The organism is Erythrobacter litoralis (assembly GCF_029760855.1).
GTDB lineage: Bacteria > Pseudomonadota > Alphaproteobacteria > Sphingomonadales > Sphingomonadaceae > Qipengyuania > Qipengyuania litoralis_A.
Genome location: NZ_SOSI01000009.1, coordinates 43,020 through 61,478 on the forward strand (window position 1 = coordinate 43,020; position 18,459 = coordinate 61,478).

At 58.1% G+C, this 18,459-nt stretch carries 17 protein-coding genes, 1 tRNA gene and 1 pseudogene; 9 read left to right on the forward strand and 10 right to left on the reverse strand.

From position 1 onward, the window contains the following. Window positions 1-18: 18 nt before the first annotated feature. A complete protein-coding gene (locus E3U23_RS13845) occupies window positions 19-1,200 on the forward strand; it encodes a molybdopterin molybdotransferase MoeA (RefSeq protein WP_279351887.1) in 1,182 nt (393 codons plus the stop codon). A gap of 47 nt (window positions 1,201-1,247) precedes the next feature. Further along, window positions 1,248-2,252 (forward strand): GTP 3',8-cyclase MoaA, encoded by a 1,005-nt coding sequence (gene moaA / locus E3U23_RS13850; protein ID WP_279351888.1) that lies wholly within the window; start codon window positions 1,248-1,250, stop codon window positions 2,250-2,252. Window positions 2,253-2,260: 8 nt separating this feature from the next. Here the strand turns inward: moaA and E3U23_RS13855 are convergent. From E3U23_RS13855 to E3U23_RS13875, 5 genes and pseudogenes are all read right to left on the reverse strand, one after another. Continuing rightward, window positions 2,261-2,336, reverse strand: a tRNA-Thr gene (locus E3U23_RS13855). Between the two features lie 425 nt (window positions 2,337-2,761). Next, window positions 2,762-3,730 carry an NAD-dependent epimerase/dehydratase family protein gene (locus E3U23_RS13860; protein WP_279351889.1) on the reverse strand — a complete coding sequence of 323 codons (969 nt, stop codon included), beginning with the start codon at window positions 3,728-3,730 and terminating at the stop codon, window positions 2,762-2,764. A 4-nt stretch (window positions 3,731-3,734) separates the two neighbouring features. Beyond that, window positions 3,735-4,298 (reverse strand): TetR/AcrR family transcriptional regulator, encoded by a 564-nt coding sequence (locus E3U23_RS13865; RefSeq protein ID WP_279351890.1) that lies wholly within the window; start codon window positions 4,296-4,298, stop codon window positions 3,735-3,737. A 410-nt stretch (window positions 4,299-4,708) separates the two neighbouring features. Beyond that, a complete protein-coding gene (locus E3U23_RS13870) occupies window positions 4,709-6,082 on the reverse strand; it encodes an IS1182 family transposase (RefSeq protein WP_279351891.1) in 1,374 nt (457 codons plus the stop codon). Between the two features lie 160 nt (window positions 6,083-6,242). After that, window positions 6,243-6,874: pseudogene (locus tag E3U23_RS13875) on the reverse strand (tyrosine-type recombinase/integrase). A gap of 492 nt (window positions 6,875-7,366) precedes the next feature. Between E3U23_RS13875 and E3U23_RS13880 the strand changes: the two are divergent. From E3U23_RS13880 to E3U23_RS13895, 4 genes are all read left to right on the forward strand, one after another. Further along, entirely contained in the window at window positions 7,367-8,278 is a 912-nt protein-coding gene (locus tag E3U23_RS13880; RefSeq protein WP_279351892.1) for a LysR family transcriptional regulator, read from the forward strand. Window positions 8,279-8,366: 88 nt separating this feature from the next. Then, window positions 8,367-8,858, forward strand: coding sequence for a DUF2141 domain-containing protein (locus E3U23_RS13885; protein WP_279351893.1), 492 nt, complete (start codon window positions 8,367-8,369; stop codon window positions 8,856-8,858). Window positions 8,859-9,011: 153 nt separating this feature from the next. Continuing rightward, window positions 9,012-9,542: a VOC family protein gene (locus E3U23_RS13890; RefSeq protein ID WP_279351894.1), complete on the forward strand. Its 531-nt coding sequence runs from the start codon at window positions 9,012-9,014 to the stop codon at window positions 9,540-9,542. Further along, window positions 9,496-10,473 carry a LysR family transcriptional regulator gene (locus E3U23_RS13895; protein ID WP_279351895.1) on the forward strand — a complete coding sequence of 326 codons (978 nt, stop codon included), beginning with the start codon at window positions 9,496-9,498 and terminating at the stop codon, window positions 10,471-10,473. The genes E3U23_RS13890 and E3U23_RS13895 overlap by 47 nt, the downstream gene beginning before the upstream one ends. A gap of 54 nt (window positions 10,474-10,527) precedes the next feature. On the opposite strand, the gene E3U23_RS13900 is transcribed toward E3U23_RS13895, so the two are convergent. After that, window positions 10,528-11,319 carry an SDR family NAD(P)-dependent oxidoreductase gene (locus E3U23_RS13900; protein WP_279351896.1) on the reverse strand — a complete coding sequence of 264 codons (792 nt, stop codon included), beginning with the start codon at window positions 11,317-11,319 and terminating at the stop codon, window positions 10,528-10,530. Window positions 11,320-11,541: 222 nt separating this feature from the next. Between E3U23_RS13900 and E3U23_RS13905 the strand changes: the two genes are divergently transcribed. From E3U23_RS13905 to E3U23_RS13915, 3 genes are read left to right on the forward strand one after another with little or no spacing between them, the layout of a single operon-like run. After that, window positions 11,542-11,997: a DMT family transporter gene (locus E3U23_RS13905; protein WP_279351897.1), complete on the forward strand. Its 456-nt coding sequence runs from the start codon at window positions 11,542-11,544 to the stop codon at window positions 11,995-11,997. Window positions 11,998-12,001: 4 nt separating this feature from the next. Next, window positions 12,002-13,933, forward strand: a complete 1,932-nt coding sequence (locus E3U23_RS13910) for a glycoside hydrolase family 15 protein (protein ID WP_279351898.1) — start codon at window positions 12,002-12,004, stop codon at window positions 13,931-13,933. After that, the gene (locus E3U23_RS13915) at window positions 13,930-15,177 is read left to right on the forward strand and encodes a Gfo/Idh/MocA family protein (protein WP_279351899.1); all 1,248 of its coding nucleotides are present in this window, start codon (window positions 13,930-13,932) and stop codon (window positions 15,175-15,177) included. The genes E3U23_RS13910 and E3U23_RS13915 overlap by 4 nt, the downstream gene beginning before the upstream one ends. A gap of 32 nt (window positions 15,178-15,209) precedes the next feature. On the opposite strand, the gene E3U23_RS13920 is transcribed toward E3U23_RS13915, so the two are convergent. The 4 genes from E3U23_RS13920 to E3U23_RS13935 form a co-directional block, all read right to left on the reverse strand. Beyond that, complete coding sequence (locus E3U23_RS13920) at window positions 15,210-16,124, reverse strand: MBL fold metallo-hydrolase (RefSeq protein ID WP_279351901.1); 915 nt, start codon at window positions 16,122-16,124, stop codon at window positions 15,210-15,212. A 344-nt stretch (window positions 16,125-16,468) separates the two neighbouring features. Continuing rightward, entirely contained in the window at window positions 16,469-17,026 is a 558-nt protein-coding gene (locus E3U23_RS13925) for a DUF421 domain-containing protein (RefSeq protein WP_279351902.1), read from the reverse strand. Window positions 17,027-17,705: 679 nt separating this feature from the next. Further along, window positions 17,706-17,930 (reverse strand): VOC family protein, encoded by a 225-nt coding sequence (locus tag E3U23_RS13930; RefSeq protein WP_279351903.1) that lies wholly within the window; start codon window positions 17,928-17,930, stop codon window positions 17,706-17,708. A 157-nt stretch (window positions 17,931-18,087) separates the two neighbouring features. Next, a complete protein-coding gene (locus E3U23_RS13935; RefSeq protein ID WP_279351905.1) occupies window positions 18,088-18,456 on the reverse strand; it encodes a response regulator in 369 nt (122 codons plus the stop codon). Window positions 18,457-18,459: the final 3 nt, after the last annotated feature.

Genomic DNA, 18,459 nt, shown 5'->3' on the forward strand with positions numbered 1-18,459 from the left:
CCAAGTCATTTCGCAACCATGCTATCCTTCGATGAAGTGACCGCCCTGTTGCGCAATGCCGCACAGCCTTTGGAAAAAACCGGTATCGATCTGGCCGACGCGGACGGGCTCGTGCTGGGCGAAGATGTAACCGCCCGCCTCGATTCCCCGCGAGCAGACGTTTCCGCGATGGATGGATATGCCGTTCGGGAGGCAGATCTGCCCGGTCCGTTCCGAATTGTTGGAACATCGAGTGCCGGAAGCCCGAGCACGACCTCGCTCGCTTCAGGCGAGGCCATGCGCATCTTCACCGGCGCGCATCTGCCAAAGGGTGCGGACCGCGTGCTGGTGCAGGAAATCGTCGAGAGCGAAGGACCGGACGCGAGGATCGTCGGAGAATATGGCGACAATCTGCACGTCCGCCGACGCGGATCGGACTATCGCGAGGGCCAGATACTACTGCGCGAAGGCACATGCGTTGATTATCGCAACGTCGTCCTCTTGGCGGGAGCCGATCGGGCAAAAGTGACGGCATGGCGTCGCCCCCGCATCGCCATCCTTTCCACCGGCGACGAATTAGCACGGCTGGGTACGGCGCACCAGACGCCTGGAACCCTGCCGGAAAGCGTTAGCTTCGGGATTGCGGCCCTTGCTCGGCAATGGGGAGCTGAACTTTCCGACCGCCGAAGCATAAGAGACGACCCTTCGGCGATTGCCTGCGCTGCAGAGAACTGTTTTGAAAGGAGCGATGTCCTCGTGACCATCGGCGGAGCGTCGGTCGGCGAGCGGGACTTCGCGCAATCCAGCATCGCAGGCGGTGGCTTCGAGCTTCTCTTCGCCAAAGCCGCTATTCGGCCCGGCAAGCCGATTTGGGCAGCGAAAAACGCGGGCTCGAAATACGTCATTGGCTTGCCGGGCAATCCGACGTCGGCAATGGTCACCGCGCGCCTCTTTCTCGCCCCCCTCCTTACGGCTCTCGGCGGCGGAAGATACGACGATGCCCTGCACTGGTTCGACCTGCCGCTCGGCGCCGCGCTTCCCGCACCCGGAGAGCGCGAACACTTCGCGCGTGGCTACCGCCACGACAACGAGGCGATACCACTGACGAACCAGCAATCGAGTTCGCAAGCGACCCTCGCGAAATCCGATTTACTCATCCGGCAAACCGCACGATCCGAAGCCATACCCCAAGGCGGATCGGCCCGTTGTCTGAGCTTTTGAGGATCACGCCATTGTGCCTCCGGCTCGCAAGGCCTAGCTGACAGACAATGGCTTCTTCCGATCGTCAGCAAAACCTCGTCGATACCTTCGGGCGCCGGATCGACTACGTCCGATTGTCCGTCACTGATCGCTGCAATCTGCGCTGTCGCTATTGCATGGCGGAAGACATGACCTTCCTGCCACGGCGCGACCTGCTGACACTGGAAGAGCTGGCCGAACTTGGCGAGCATCTCGTCCGTCGCGGCGTCACGCGTATTCGCATTACGGGCGGTGAGCCCCTCGTTCGGCGCGGCATTCTTGGCTTGTTCCGCGATCTCGGATCGATGATCGGCCGCGGGCTCGATGAGGTCACGGTGACGACCAACGGCACCGAACTGCCGAAGATGGCAGCCGAACTACATTCCGCAGGCGTCCGCCGTATCAATGTCAGCCTCGATACGCTCGATGCAGAGAAGTTTGCACACATTACCCGACGCGGCAACTTGTCGCAGGTTCTCAAAGGGATCGACGCGGCACGCACTGCCGGACTGAAGATCAAGCTCAACATGGTCGCCATGAAGGGCGTGAACGACGATGAATTCGCCGAAATGGCCGCGTGGTGCGCCGCAAACGGGCTCGATCTGTCGATCATCGAAACCATGCCGCTCGGCGAAGTGGAAGGCGATCGATCCGATACCTATCTACCCGTCGCTGCGGCCCGCGATGCGATCGAGGAACGGTTCGATCTCGTCCCCTCGCTCCACCGGACGGGCGGACCTTCGCGCTATTTCGAACTTTCGGATACAGGCAGCCGCGTGGGATTCATCTCGCCGTTGAGCAACAACTTCTGTGCCGGCTGCAACCGTATCCGCATTGCCGCGACTGGAACGATCTACGGCTGCTTAGGCCACGACCAGAAGGTGGAATTGCGCGACATCATGCGCGAAGGCGGGACGGTAGCTTTGGACGAAGCCCTCGACCGCCTGATCGCCGGCAAGCCCGAACGACACGACTTCGATATCAACCGCGTACAGCCCGCAGTAGCGCGGCATATGAGCGTGACCGGCGGTTAAGAGGAAAGTGGTGCCGCTTAGGTGACTCGAACACCTGACCCCATCATTACGAATGATGTGCTCTACCAACTGAGCTAAAGCGGCAACAGGGCGCGCCTGTAGCGGAGCCCGTCGCCCTCCGCAATGTCGAAAACGCCTTCCCGACGATGGCAGGACGCGAATGCGAGAATGGTAGCGGAGGAGGAACATATAGGGAACATGTAAGTAGCTGAAAGAGTTCGATAATTCCTTTCGGCGTTTTGAAAATACCCCCGGCGATACCCCCACCTAATCGACTTTGCGCTAAGTCGTTTGGCTGGTGCGGTCAACCGCCTCGACGCCCGTAATGTGATCGACGGCGGATCATATAAGCGGCAAAAACTGGGCCGGAAGCCGTCGGTCCGGTTGTGGGGAAGCAGTCGTGAAAAACTGCCGTTCGGCTAGCGACCCGGATCCGGTCGTTCCGGTTTGTGCTCCCGGACTAAGGCGTGCGAGCATGCGTGGGAATTGGTGCTCTGCGGTCGCGCAGATCAGGCAAAGCTGTATTGCTTGCTGCCCGTGGCGCGATCGACCTTGCCCACGTAGCGGAGGACGCGCCGAGCGGCGCTGTCGTCGACCGTGAATTCCCGACCAATCATGCGCACGAGCGACCGCGACAACGGCGGATCATCCGTTTTGCCCATCAAGCGCGCGAAGATTTCCATCGCGCGTCCGATCTGGAAGGCAACGCGATAGGGAATCGATCGAACGCCTTCGACAGACGCGCCTTGCGCTGTGGCGATCATCGACACGAATTCGCGGAAGGTCTCGGTTTCGCGATCCGCCACGAAGTAGGCTTGGCCGCCCTCGCCATGCGCCAGCGCGCATTCGATCGCCTCAATGAGGTTCTCCACGTGGCACGTCGAAAAGGGGTAGTCGCCGCGGTCGATGAAGGCGAACCGGCCTTTTTCGAGCGCTTTTGGCAGCTCGGCGCTGAACTTGTCCCCCGGTCCCCATAGAGCCGGAGGACGGAGCGCGATCGTCCGAAACCCAAGGCGATCAGCAGCAAGGACGAGTTCTTCGGAGCGAGCCTTGCTCGCCACATAGCCGGAAAAGCTGTCGGTATGGAGGCGCGCGCTCTCGTTGGCGCCTCTGGTCGGCGAGCCCTGGTTGTCCATGATGACCCCAGCTGCGCTCACATGCACGAACCTCTTCGCGCCGGCTTCGCGCGAAGCCGACAGGAGAGCCGCGGTGCCATCCACATTGGCCTTGAAATACGGACCTCGCCGCCCGGCGAAGCGGAAACAGGCGGCGGCATGAATGACCGCATCGACCTTCGGCAGGACGATCGGGTCGTCATCTTCCAGATCGGCGATGACAGGCGTTGTGCCGAGTCGGCGCAACTCTGCGGCACTGCGCTCCGAGCGCGTCAGGGGGAAAACTTCGTGCCCCGACCAGAGAAGGTGCGGCACAAGATGGCTACCGAGGAAGCCGGTGGCGCCAGTGACAAGTACCTTCATAGCTTCAATCCTTCTGTTGCCGCAGAATGGCGTTGAGCGAACCATCGCGGAGACTTTTCAGGACGTTGTTCGTCGGGGTCTTGCTACCCCTTAGATGGGCGGTGACGAAAAGCAGGGATGCGCTGTTCACGGAGGCCCACATCCAGTCGGCAGCCGATTCGACGTCGGTCGCGAGCTGGCCATCGACCTCAATCCTCCGGAGCTGAATTCGCAGCAGATCAAACGCCTGCCGCGCAGCCGGAATCTCTCCCCCGGCGAGTACGCGGCTGAGCATCGCGGCGTAGAGACGCGGTCTTTCAGCGGCGAAGAGGACATAATCGTCCCACCCATTGGTGAGCGCTGCGCTGGCGTCGTCGCCCTGCTCAGCAGCGTATTTGCGATTTAAAAACTGCTCGAACGCCACGGTCGTTGCGGCGCTGAGCAACCCATCGGCATTGCCGAAATGATGGTACAGGGTCGGTGCCGAAAGGCCGGCGATCGAAAGCACGGATCGCGTCGAAAACGTCGCCTCGCCGCCTTCTTCGAGCACCTTCAGTGCCGCCAGTATCAAGGTGTCTCGTGCGTTCATAGGAACCATATAGCGGCGCTATAGAAGGCTGTTTATAGCAGTGCTATAGAAACTTTACGAATAAGCCGCATTCGGCCAAACGCGCGCTAGGCGGTATTGGGCGCTCGCAGTGAGCATAAGCTCGGTCGCATCGTAGGTCGCGCTCGTCACCGGCGCTAGTTCAGGTATCAAAACGGCCATCGCGCAACGACTTCAGGATTCCAGCTCGACCGTCATCGTGACCGGCCGGAACCGGGATACGATTACTGCCGCGGCCGAAGGCGTTGGCGAAGTGCTTACCGCTGAACGGTTCTGGACGGACGCTTACATCGCTACGAACGTCGGGTTTCCACCCTATTCTGTTGAAGAAGTCGCAGGCGGAGCACGGTCGGGCTCGCGTCTGAACCGGGCGAGCGGGTTTACCGCGCCGCTCAGGCGGGTGCGAGCCCTGCGACCGGCCGCATCTTGGCCAGCTTACGAAGGTTCTGGGCTGCAGCGGCGAGATCGAACTCGTGTTTGGCTCCATTCGGACCGCGCAGGCGCAAGCGGTCCAGTTTGAGGATGCGTTTCAGGTGCGCGAACAGCATCTCGACCTTCTTGCGCTGGCGCCGTGAGACGAGGTAGGCATCGCTGGTCGCAATATCGCGGGCCATATCGCGGGCGCCTTCATGGACCGAGCGCATGATCTTGCGCGCCGCCAGCTTCGGCGTGCAACGTTGCTTGAGCCCGCAGGCGCCGCAGTCCTTCTCGCGGGCCCGGTAGCGGATGAAGCCATCGGCATTGGCGCGCGGACGCGGGGTGCTGAAGTTGCGGTTGGATGGACGAAGGCGATTGCCGCCGGGGCAGGTAGAGCTGTCGTCTTCATGGTCGAAGGTGAAGGCCGACCGCTCGAAGGTATCATCGCACCGCGCGGACTTGTCGAACACCGGGATATGCGACTCGATGCCGCGGTCCTCGACCAGCCAGGCCAAGTTCGGCGCGGAGCCGTAAGCCGTGTCGGCTACCAGCTTCTCGGGCCACAGGCCGAAGCGCTCCTGCGTGCGCTCGATCATCCGGCGCTGGGCGGTGACCTCGGCCTGGCGGATCGCGGTCGTCGCCTCTATATCGACGATCACCGCATGGTCGAGATCGATCAGATAGTTCGTGCTGTAAGCGTAGAAGGCCGATCCGCGCGTCGCCGCGGTCCAGCGCGATGCCGGGTCGGTGAGATTGATGCGCTTGGGCGTCACCGGGGTCGATCCGCCGAAGGCGGCATCGTCGAGCACGTCGAGATACTCGGCCACCGCGCGGCCCGCCACATCGGGAGGCAACCCTTCCTCGCCCGTCACCGAACGCTGGCGATGCACATCGGCCCGGATCAGGCTGGCATCGACGGCGAAGCCCTCGGCGCCTACTAGACCCTCGGTCATACAGCGCTCAACGGTCGTCTCGAACAGCTTGCGCAGCAGGTCGCTGTCGCGGAACCGGCCGTGACGGTTTTTCGAGAAGGTCGAGTGGTCTAGCACCGCGCCGTCGAGATCGAGCCGGCAGAACCAGCGATAGGCGAGATCCAGATGAACCTCCTCGCACAGACGCCGCTCCGAGCGGATGCCCATGCAGTAGCCCACGATCAGCATCCGGATCATCAACTTTGGATCGATCGATGGCCGACCCATCGCGCTGTAGAACGGCTTCAGGTGCTCGCGGATACCCGTCAGATCGACGAACCGGTCGATCGCGCGCAGAAGGTGATCGTCAGGCACGTGATCCTCGATGCGGAAGCTATAGAACAGCGCCTCCTGCATCACCGTCCGCTCGCCCATCATCGTCAAGTCTCCGCCTGCCTGCGAAAACTGAATCAGGACTTCACGCCAACCGCAAGCGGGAGTTTTTCAACAGAATACACCCCAATCTCGGCCGTCCGACCGCGCGTCGCAAATGCCTCGAAGCGGTCGACCGAGGTTTGACGGTCGACCGCCCGACAAGTCAGATTTCGGTTCGTTCTGCTAGAAGCAAAGCATCTTCGACATCAACGCCGAGATAGCGGACTGTGTTCTCGATCTTCGTGTGACCTAGCAAGATCTGGATAGCTCGAATGTTGCTGGTGGCCCGATAGATGATCGCGGCTTTTGTTCTCCGGAGAGAGTGTGTTCCGTATTCGGCTTTTCGCAAGCCGATCGCGGTCACCCACTCATCGACCAAGCGTGCATACTGGCGTGTGCTCATATGGCCATCTGGATCGACACGGCTTGGAAATAGGTAATCGTTTGTGGAGCCGCCTCGGCGTTCCAGCCACGCTAGCAATGTGGCTCGAACGTCGGCGGTGAGTTCAAACTGCACCGGGTGATTTGTTTTCTCCTGGATGACGGTAGCCCGATTGCGAATGTCGGCACCTGCAACCACGTCACCGATCTTAATCTTCACGAGATCGCAGCCGCGGAGTTTGCTGTCGATTGCAAGGTCGAAAAGCGTTCTGTTCCTTAGTCGTCCTTCGCGATCGAGATGAAAGCGAATCGCCCTAATCTGCTTCGTATCAGTGGACGCTTCGTTCCGACATTCTTGCCAGCGTTCCAATCCGGACGGTGACGCGTTGCCGCATCAAAACGTGAGTATCCCATTGCGTTTCTCCTCGGCCCGAATGGCCAAAGAGGTAACGTCTTGGATGTCGCGGCTTGGGTTGGTTTCGGACTGTCCGGTATTGGTAGCCTGGTTGCGTGAATCCGACAGTCGGCTAAAGCCCCCCTTACCAGTTATCAGACAGCCCGCCGGAAGGCGTCAACACCAAGGGTTCGTCAAGGCAAGCCAAAGATCGGGAAGCCGAGAGGGCCCGTCAGGTGCTTCGTATGGTATCGCTATGGCAAATTACAATCGACGATGTCACTACAGCGATCGATCGCGGAATAGAGTGTCCGATCATGATTGGTTTCGCCGATCAAGTACTGCCCACCGCGTAAAGCAGTGAGCGCGCACACGTGATCACTCCTCTCGATTCGCACCTTGCGTTCTCGCCAAATCAATTAAGACACCCGTCGCGGCATTGATGTCTAAAATGTGCGGCCCCCAGCCTGGAACGATTGCGAAGATTGAATCTTGACCCTAGTCATCACGATATGAAGCCCCCCCTTCTTGACTTGCGCATGTTCGTGGCTGTCGCGAAGTCGGGGAGTTTCGTCAAAACTGCGGCCAATTTTAATGTCTCTCCCTCGGTGGTGAGCCGTACCATTGCGGCACTAGAAGATCGTTTGTCCGTACGGCTGATCACTCGCACCACTCGCAATATTTTCCTTACCCCGGAAGGGGAGGATTACCTTCGCAGCAGTGACGATATCATCGCGCGTCTGGACGAAGCCGAAAGCAACATTTGTTCGTCAGCCAGCCCACGGGGGGAACTGCGATTGTCGGTTCCAATCAGCTTTGCCCGGCGTCAGGTTGCCCCGATATGCTCACGGTTCCGAAAGCGTTATCCGGATGTCACGATACGCTTGCTGGTGTCCGACGAATCCAATGATCTCATGTCGGCAGGCACGGATGTCGCTTTGCGCGTGGGCCTGCCGCAAGAAGGAGAATTTGTCACCAAGCGAGTGTTGAGGGCCCGGCGAGCAATCTGCGCATCGCCACAATACCTGGAAACGGTCGACAAACCCCGGACCACATCACAGCTCGTCAGCCTTGATGGTCTCATCATCGTTCGCGATGGCAAGCCACTCAACAACTGGATGTTCGAAATCGACGGCAGCATGGAAACCGTCCGAATGCCCGTGACCATGGCGAGCAATAGCGGAGAGGTTATCCACGAATGGGCTCTGGCGGGAAATGGCATCGCGCTGAAATCCCTGTGGGATGTCGAAGCTGACCTTGCAGAAGGTCGCCTGGTTGAACTGCTACGAAGCACCAGTCGTGAGAGCGCCGACATGTTTTTGATTTATCCGGAACGCCGCGGAATGGCTTCGCGAACGCGTGCATTCATCGACTTTCTTTCCGTGGAACTGGGTGAACTGGATGCACGCCTCGCATCCATCTGAAGAAGCGCAATACACCATTGTCCAAATCGCAATAAACCCGTTGCTGTCACGAGCATTGATACCCTGAGACAACCGAAGGAGATCATACGTGACCAAACCAATCTGCAATGCCTTTCTCGCGACCACTGCGAGCCTAGCGATCATCGCTTGCTCAACCCAGTCGGCCGAAACCAATGCGATGGAATCCGATACCGGAACCGAAAGTGCCGCGATGGCCGAACCGATGGGGATGCCTGTCACGGTGACGATCAACGGCGTACAGCCCGGCGGCGGCCAGGTTTTCGTAGCATTGCAAAGCGAAGGCGAATTTTTGCAAGCGGCAGGTACGTACAAGACCAAAGTGGATGCGAGTTCAGCATCGGTAACCGCCACATTCGAGGACGTTGCACCGGGGTCGTATGTTGCAGCCGCTGTCCATGACGAGAATGCGGATGGCGAGATCGAACTGGGCGGTCGTGGCCCTACCGAAGCCTGGGGGATCAGCGGCGCTGCGCAGAACGGTAAACCCGCATGGATGCCAGCGATGTTCGACGTCAGCGAAAGCGGTGGGTCCGCGATCGTTACGCTGAGCTACGACTGATAAACCTTTCCTCCTGAAAGGCTGGCCGGCTCCCCTCCGGCCAGCCTTTTACATTTTCAGAAGTCAGTATTTACTTTTTCAAAGCATCTTCGCACTTACGTTTCCGGGATACGCTTTACATCTGGGAATGAGCCTGATTTCGGAGATACCTAAATGACACATTCTCTTTCCCGTGGTATCGAACACATCGGAATGACGGTTCCGAACCACGAGACCGCGGTGCGCTTTTTTGGAGATGCGCTGGGTGCAGAAATTCTTTTCTCGCTGGTCACCAAGTCCGACGAGTCGATGGGCGCTGAAGAGCTGGGGCCCAAAAACGGTCTAGCTGCGGGTACCGCCATCGTTGCCGTGACCATGATGCGCCTGCGTAATGGTCCAAATCTCGAGATTTTCGAAATCGACTATCCGAAAGGCCAACCCGTTCGCGGCATAGCAGAGTTCGGCTTGCATCATATCAGCTTGACGGTCGACGATATGGAAGCAGTCACGAAGCGTTTCGAAGATGCCGGGGGAACCTTGCTGGAGGGGCCGTATGACCTTACCGGCCAGGAGGCTGGCGAAGGCAATCGCGGACGCTTCGGCCGGACACCCTGGGGCTTGCTGATCGAATTCGAAAGCTTTGGATCGCCGATCGAATATGATGCCGAAGCGCGCGCGCGCCGATGGTTTCCAGACGAGGGCTGAGCAACTGCCCATTCTGCCCCGCCCCATCGCAATCGAACGCGTCAGCGACCTACGCCTGTTCGCCCGGATTGCGGCCAACGGCAGCCTGTCAGCGGCGGCTCGCGAATTGGGCATGTCGCTGGGCAATGTATCGTCGCGGCTGACGCGGCTCGAACAGGCACTCAACGTTCGCCTGATGCATCGCAGCACGCGTCGCCTCCATCTCACGGCCGAGGGTGAACTGTTCCTGCAGCGTGTCATGGCGATCATTGCAGCGGTCGAAGCGTTGGAAGATTCCATCGCCGGCGGCTTCGACGAGGTCAGCGGCCGCCTGCGGATCACTTGCAGCGCGGCCTTTGCCCGTCGCCATGTGGCCCCGGTCGTCAGACGGTTAGGCGAACTCCATCCTGAAATTACGCTTGATATTTTTGCGACAGACGAAACTGTCGACCTCATCAGCGAAGGCATCGATGTCGCGATCCGGCAGTCTCCACTGCCCGATTCCAACATGATTACACGCAATCTCATTCCGAACGATCGGGTAGCTTGTGCAAGTCCCGATTATCTCAAGAAGCACGGTGCGCCGCAACATCCAGAAGAGCTCGCAGCGCACAGGTGCATAGCGATCGGCATACCGGCGCAGACCGTCTGGCCCTTCACCGGTCCGGACGGATCCGAGGCAAATGTGCAAATAAAGCCATCGCTTTATATCAGTCAGGGCGATGCTGGCCATGAAGCGGCTTTGGAAGGCGCAGGGATAGCGCTGAAATCGCGTATCGATGTGATCGGTGATTTCGCAAACGGGCGCCTCTCCGAGCTATTTCCCGGGTGGACATCCCCCGGATCACCCATCCAGGCCGTTATGCCAAGCAGCGAACAGGTCCCGGTCAAAGTACGGACCTTCCTTTCGCTTTTAAGCGACAGCCTCAAGAGCAAACTCGACGGCTACTGATACCTATTCAAACATCGGGGCGGAGCCGGGCGCTGGAGCCCGACCCCGCGCCGGTCAGATGCTGTCTACTACGCCGCCATCCACGCGCAGCGCTGCACCTGTCGTTGCCGAAGCCTGATTTGAGCAGGCATATACTATCATGTTGGCGACTTCATCGACGCTAGCGACGCGTTCGATGATCGAGGACGGTCGATTTTCCTTCACGAAATCCTTGCCCGCCTCTTCAAGAGACTTGCCGTTCTTTTTGGCATCGTCGCGGAGCATGTCTTTGACCCCGTCGGACATTGTCGGTCCCGGAAGAACAGAATTCACCGTTACGCCTGTTCCCGACAGGCGCTTTGCCAAGCCACGCGCTATGGCCGTGCAGGCGGTCTTGGTCATGCCGTAATGAATCATGTCGGACGGAATGTTGAACGCTGATTCCGAGGAAAGGAAAACGATCCGGCCCCAACCGGCGTCCATCATGGACTTCGCGTAGACACGCGAAAGTCTGACCCCTGATAGCACATTGACTTCGTAGAACCGCATCCATTCGTCGTCAGGTATTTCGAAAAAGTCGTCTGGACCGAAAACTCCGGCATTGTTCACGAGAATGTCGCAGGATGGATGCGCAGTTATCACCGCGTCGCAGCCTTCGGCCGTTCCCAAATCCGCAGTCACACCATCAACTTCGCGGTCGGGATACTTGGTTTGTAGCTTGGCAACGATTTCGTCCACATCGGACTGGCTGCGCCCGTTCACTGTTACGCTCGCTCCTGCAAAAAGCAGGCCTTCTGCCGTGCCCAATCCGATACCCTTGGTCGACCCGGTTACGATCGCGTGCTTTCCCGATAAGTCGATTTGCATGGTTGTTCCTATCGTCCGTTTCCTTTGTGAGCGGTTGATTTAGGACCCATATTCATTTCAACCATCGATCGTTGGGGAAAGGTGTCTTCAGTATTGTCGAGGAATACCGTCCCCGAGCGCGAGAGGATCTGCCTCGCAATACAGTCTTTCAAATTCCGCAATAGCTGATTGCGACTGCCGCCCGTTTGATAGGCAACCCTCGCGGCAGGAAGGCCACAATTAATGCAGTATCTTGCGATACCTTTTATCATACTCGCCGGTATCCTGAATTCCGTTCAAACCGGTGCCAACACGACCGTTGAAAGGACTATCGGGTCCGTCGGCATATCTCTTGCGATCATCGGATTTGTGACATTCCTGACCGGAGCCGTTGCAGCGATTGGCGGCCAGGCGTTGGCAGACGAGCGGATGCCACGAATCGCCGACTTGGCAAGCTTACCATGGTGGGCGTGGTTGGGAGGGGCGATGGGGGCGTTTTACGTCGCGTCGATGCTATTGTTTGCAAGTCAGGTGGGCGCGGCCGTCTTCATGGCGCTCTCCGTCACGGCGGCGGTAATAACCTCGCTTGTCATGGATCATTTCGGCCTTCTTGGATTCGAGGTGAAGCCGGCCAATATCGGCCGCATCGTCGGCGCCACAGCTATGATCGGCGGCGTCGCTCTCATCGCGAAGAGCTGACAGTATGTCGGCTGACAAAATCCCTGCGGCATCGTCACCCATCAGTGCCTATGGCCTGATTGGTGACACGCATACCACTGCCCTCGTCAATCGCTCGGGCTCGATCGACTGGCTGTGCTGGCCCCGACACGACAGTCCCGCGATTTGCACTCGTTTGCTGGATGAAAACGATGGGGGCCGGCTTACAGTTGGCGGTCCGGATTGGACCTTTCGTGATCGACGCTACTTGCCCGGGACCAATATACTCGAGACGCGTTTCACTACCGAAACGGGCGAAGTAACCGTAACCGATTTCATGGTCGTCCATCCGCCAACGACCGACCGAACCCAAGCTTGCGCGAAAACTGTCGACACGCGCCAGCGCCTTCTGCGGATTGTGACGGTCACGAAGGGAACGGTTTCCGGCCAGTTCGAGGTACGACTTCGTGCAGACTACGGGCAAAGACCCTTTGCCTTCGACCGCAAGGGCAAAGATCGACATCTTTCGGCCAAGCTGAACGAGGAACACAAATTGTGGGCCGAAAGCGACCATCCGCTTGTTTCGGGCGAAGATGGAACACTGCAGGTTCCTTTCAACCTGACGAAAAGCCACCGCGCTTTTCTCGCCTTGACCCTCGTTTCGGAGGTTCGCAGCGATAACTTGCTTTGGCTGGACGATGCGCTCGAAGAATTGCGGCACACCCGCCAGTACTGGCAGAAGTGGTCAGGCCTTATCGAATACAAAGGACCGCATCGGGCGATGGTCGAACGGTCTGCCCTCGTCCTCAAGCTTCTCACATATTCTCCTTCCGGCGCGATCATTGCTGCACCTACCACTGGCCTTCCAGAGGCCGTCCCGGGCAACCGCAATTACGATTACCGCTTCAGCTGGATCAGGGATGCCAGCTTCACCATCAATGCATTCTGCAACCTTGGCTATTCCCGCGAGGCGGAAGACTACCTGCGGTTTTTGAGTGACGCAGAGGCTTCGGACGCCAGCAAGCTACGGCTCCTCTACTCCATTTCGGACGAGCAGACAGATGAGAAGGTTCTGGACCATCTTCCGGGTTGGAACGGAATAGGACCGGTTCGCATAGGAAACGCCGCAGCTGACCAGGACCAGCATGATATTTATGGCGAATTCCTTGTGGCCGTTCATGCCTATCTTGAATCGGTCGCTTACGATCCCCCTGATTGGGCCGTCAAACGCATCCCGGCGATCGTACGCAACCTGGCGGAGCATGCGCTCCGCCATCATGGAAAACCGGACCGAGGGATTTGGGAACTGCGGGATGGCTCGGCTAAACTTCAGCACTCTCAGGCGTTGCTGTGGGTTGCCTTGGACAGGGCAGTCAAAACTGCCAGGAAACTTGGCGGCTTCAAGGAAGAGGAGATTGCGGTCTGGCAGGACGCCGCCAACCGGATCCGCCCCCTCTTCGACGACGATTGCTGGAATGCGGAACAGGGTTTTTATGCCAGATCTCCCGGATCGGACGTGCTCGACGCTGCAGTCCTGCGGACAGTCCTGTTCGATGCGCTAGAAGCTGACAGCGACCGGATGCGCAGCACGCTTGATGCGGTCGAGAGGTTGCTGACCGATCCCGAGGATCGCGACCTTGTCTACCGGTATCGTCAAGATGACGGCCTTGAGGGCAAGGAAGCCACCTTCCTGGCCTGCGCGTTCTGGCGGGTCGGCGTGCTCGCCCTGCGGGGAGATGTCGACCGAGCCGAGGCGGTCTTCGAGCGGCTGCTCGACAAGGCCAATGACCTCGGCCTCTTTTCAGAGGAAATCGAAAGCGGAAGCGACGCATTTCGTGGCAACTTTCCGCAGGCCTTCTCCCATATGTGCGTCATAAATCACGCCATTCGCCTTCAGCGATGCAGAAATGCACTGAACGCAGAACAGCGACGTAGATCCGAAAAATCGCCACAGGAAATCTTGGAGACAATAAAATGATGAGCATCACCCATCTTAAAAGACGCAACTTTCTCAAATCATCCGCTATCGGCCTGAGTGCTGGATTGGCAGCACCGGCTCTCGCACAGTCTTCATCATCATTATCATCATCCGGGATCGCCGATCCAGGGACCGGGCCACAGGCAGCGAAATCCATTCCCAATGCTGCGGTGGGTCGTCCTCAACCCGAACTGACCTATGAAAATCCCTTGCCCAAAAGCCAGCAGCTCGGATGGGCCGTGGCCGGCGTCGGCCATTATGCCCAGAACCGGGCTCTGCCCGCCATAGCGCGCGCCCGCCGGGCAAAGCTGACCGCGCTCGTTTCGGGCAACCCGGAAAAGGCTGGACGGGTCGGCGCGGGTTATGGCGTAGATGGCTCCAGTATTTACGATTACGGTGACATGGCGAGCCTGGCGCAGGACGACGCTGTGGACGTGGTTTATGTCATTACGCCGAATTCGATCCACGAACCCATAGTTACCCGCGCCTTCGAAGCGGGTAAGCACGTGATGTGCGAAAAGCCGTTCGCCACCAGTTCCGCCGCGTGCCAGCGGATGATTGATGCCGGCAAGGCCGCCGGCCGTAAACTGATGGTGGCCTATCGCGCGCATTTCGAGCCGCACAATGTCATGGCGAAGAAGTTGATAGACGAGGGGGTGCTGGGCGATGTCTGGTTCGGCACTTCCGACCATCACCGGGTGCTCGATCCGAAAGCCGAACGCGATCAATGGCGGATGGTGAAGGAGATAGCAGGTGGCGGGTCGCTTCCCGATATCGGAATCTACGCGTTCAACGGCCTTATATGGCTGCTCGGGGAAGAGCCCGTTCGCGTTCGTGGCGTTCTCACCTCACCGCCCGGCGAAGCCCGGTTCAACGAAGTCGAGGCGTTCTCGCGCGTGGACTTCGAGTTCGCGTCAGGAAAGGTTGCGCAGATTTCGTCCGGCTATACCGGGAACAAGAAGCGCATCGACATCATCGGAACCGAGGCCACGATCACGATGGACCCGGCGACAGCATACGAGGGAAACCAGCTGTCGCTGATCACGAACTCGGAAAAAACTATGATCGTGCCGGACAAGCTGACCCGCTTCCAGTTCGACGACGAAATCGACCACTTCTGCCGAGCAATTCAGGAAGGAACCGAAATTGCTACTCCAGGCGAAATGGGATTGCGCGATTTGAAGATCATCGAAGCCATTCAACGATCCGGCGAAACGAATGACTGGGTAGACCTGAACCTTTAAGTATGGGGACCAGAGGCTAGTGCCTCGCGGCACTAGCCGGGATCCGGCACTTCTGGTCGCATCGTAACATAATAATCGTCTATCAACTGGTTGAAGACGCCTTCGATATTTGCATCCCTCCACGCATCGAACTGCTTGAGGCTCGACCAGTTGGAAAGGTCTAGGGAGTTCTGAATAGCCTCGAGAGACTGCCCGGCAATGATACCTCGAAGCACCCCATCATGCAGAGCTTCAAGGTAGGACAAATAGAATTCGATATCTTCACGCGTACCGATATCCGCATGGCCGCCGATGAATACTGAAAAGTCCTTGTCCGACATGTCGGAAAGTATCGCACGGGTGGACGAGATCATGCCGTTGATATCGTAGCCATCAAGGGTCTGGTAAGGCAGGCGCCCGATCACAATCCAGTCGACAACATGTAGCGCATGTTGCTGCGGAAACAACATTGATACGGATCCCTTGCCGTTGTTTGCGCCCCAATAATCAAGGCGGATGTCGCCCGCGCCGGGCAGGGTAATCGTCAGCCGGTTATAGAACACCACATCCGGCATTCGTACATTCGCTTGGTTAAGTTTCCAGGTCTCCGCTGCCAGCTCATGCGCGATAAAAATCGTATCACCATCGTCAAGCGCTTCTCCGCCATAGGCGTGATCCGGGTGGCTATGACTATAGATCACATGCGTAATCTGTTTGTTTGGATGACGCCGTGCCAGCTCCCCTCTCAACCAAGTGGCGGCTTGTGCGCTCAGCGGATCTGCAACAGCGATGCCTTCGTCATGCACGATATAGACTGAATGATAGGACCCGGCGGTCCAGCGATAAAGTGAGCCGTCGATATGGCGAATGGCATATTGTGTGTCTTGAGCAGCAACGGGGGATGGAACGATGATGACCGAAGCCACGGTAGATACGGACATTGCGACAGCGGTCAGGATCTTGTGCAAGATTACCTCCGTATTTCGGATCGCCCCGGCCGGCAAGAAAGCATCAGGCGAACATCGTGAGACACCTACAGCATCACTCGGCCTAGCAAATCTTTTGTATCCCTTTCAGCATTAATACTCGGCAAGAGCTTTGACTGAGGAGAAGTTCCAACGTTTGAATTTTCGGTAGGCAGTCTTCCGGCATTGTGGACCGGTCTACCCTGGTCGGACCGGTATCCAAGCGTTTCACGCTGAGCGCGATTACAGCTACCCCCTAGGCGATGGCAGGGCAGAACGACAACCTCGAAGCGCATGCCGTAACGGCCCGGTTCCAATTCGCCTACTGATTGTCATGTCCGCAGGCTCTATTCCTTGCGCGAGACGTGGCTCTCTTCTGGGCCATAGCCGCAATCAACCTCTTGCATGATTCCGTCCGACACTTCCGCAGGGCCGGACAGGATCGAGATGTCTCCGGTGCTTTCCAACACCATCGACCGCACTTCCGACAGATCCTTGATGTTTGCGCCGCGCAGTTTGTTTAGCACGTCGCTCTCCGACACTCTCGTTTTTTTCAGCGCGCCCATCAGGATCTTGCCATCATACATCAACATCATCGGATCGTTCTCGATCAGGACCTGGAAGGAACGCGACTGTCGGCGCAAGCGCGCCAGGATCACCTGAGCGATCAGGAGCGCGACGATCGCGCTAAGCGCCTGCACGAGCGCAGTCCAGTTGGTCACCGTTGCCGCCGAAGCAACCAAAGAGCCGGTCGCCAGTGTGATCACGAAATCGAAAGCCGTCATTTTAGAGAAGGTCCGAAGCCCGACTATTCGGACCACAACGATGACCCAAACCAATGCGATAAGACCTAAAGCCGTGCCGCGCACGATCGCATTGAGGTAATCAGACAGGCCGAACATCATAAAATCTTTCCTTCTTTGGTCCTGTAGGACCTGGCGAATTTGGCAGTCTGTCGATCCACCGGTTCGGCGACTGCGGGCTTGCGTTCCAAACCGTATTGCAACCGCCTGAAAGCATTGAGTTATTAAATCCCGCTAAAGCATTGAGTTATTAAATCCCGCTTGTAGGCCTTCTGTTCTTTTCGGAGACGCATCGCCGCTTCGCAAGCAAAACAAGCCATCGTCAACAAATACGTGTCGGGGGGTCCATCGCTTTTAGGCTTGCGGGTTCGACATAGTAATCCAGACCGCCCACTTCGTCCAAGCGGGCATGAGCCCGGGCCAGCTCACGGCCCTAGATGTCGGCATAGTCATGTCAGGCTTCGTATCGCCGCCGAGTCGTCCGAAAATCAAGCGCCACGCTGCCGCTGCCCCGAATCTGAACGAACGATTGATTTTGGAATCAATGGATCCGGTCGGAATGGCCGCATTTAGGGCGCTTAGCTGACCAGCAGCTCACGCTAGCTGCGGCCTTGTGGCTTGTGGGCCGATAGCTGACTGTCCGGTTCTAGCTAGCCAGATTGAAAGAGCAGACCTTCCAAAAAAACCATGGCTCGGCAAGTTCTGCGTAAAGGCTTACTACCAAGCTTCGTCGTGTCTTTCCAACACCCCGCTTTCAACAACTGAAAAATCGCAACCCGTCCTAGCTTGCAGATTGATACAGCTCGATCAACATACCTTCGTTGTCCCTGATGAAGGTCCAGCGATCGCCGCTGCTGTCGGGCACATCGTTTACGGTATAGGCCAGTTCGACCCCGCTAGCCTGTAGTTCGGCGACGGTTTCATCCAAATCATCGACCACGATGGCGAAATGGTTGATGCCTCCTATCGACAGATTGCTTACGGCCTCCTTCCGTTCGGTGGCCATGGGCGAAGCGCTGTCCTTCGTCGAGAGCATCTTCTGACCGGACGAAACGATGAAGCGTCGCGTGGTAAGCAGGATGGGCTAATGCGCTGGCAACTTCCCTGATACCAACCACCGCACGAAGTGCGAGGAAGACCATGATAAACGCTCTTTACGCAGTCTACGTCGAACGTTCCGAGTTTAATTTCTGCAAGCGAGCGATGACTGCGGAAGCGGTGCTCGGTTTCGCAACGATAGGCGCCTCGATACCTCGAAGATACTCGCCGGCACGATCGAGATCGCCGGTATGGAGGACGAAGGGAATGTCATGGTCGCGCAGTGTCCTCGCGATCGCGTCGCAGGTCTCATCGCGACCAAGATTAACGTCGAGCACAGCGCCGATGAAGGCGGTTTCGCCGACTGCAGAAATAGCCTCGCGACAGTTCGATGCAGTGACAGCGTCGCAACCAACATCCTCACATGCAAACTTAAGATCGAGGGCAACGAAGGGTTCGTCCTCAACCACGAGAATGGAATTGCTCTCTTGCATATC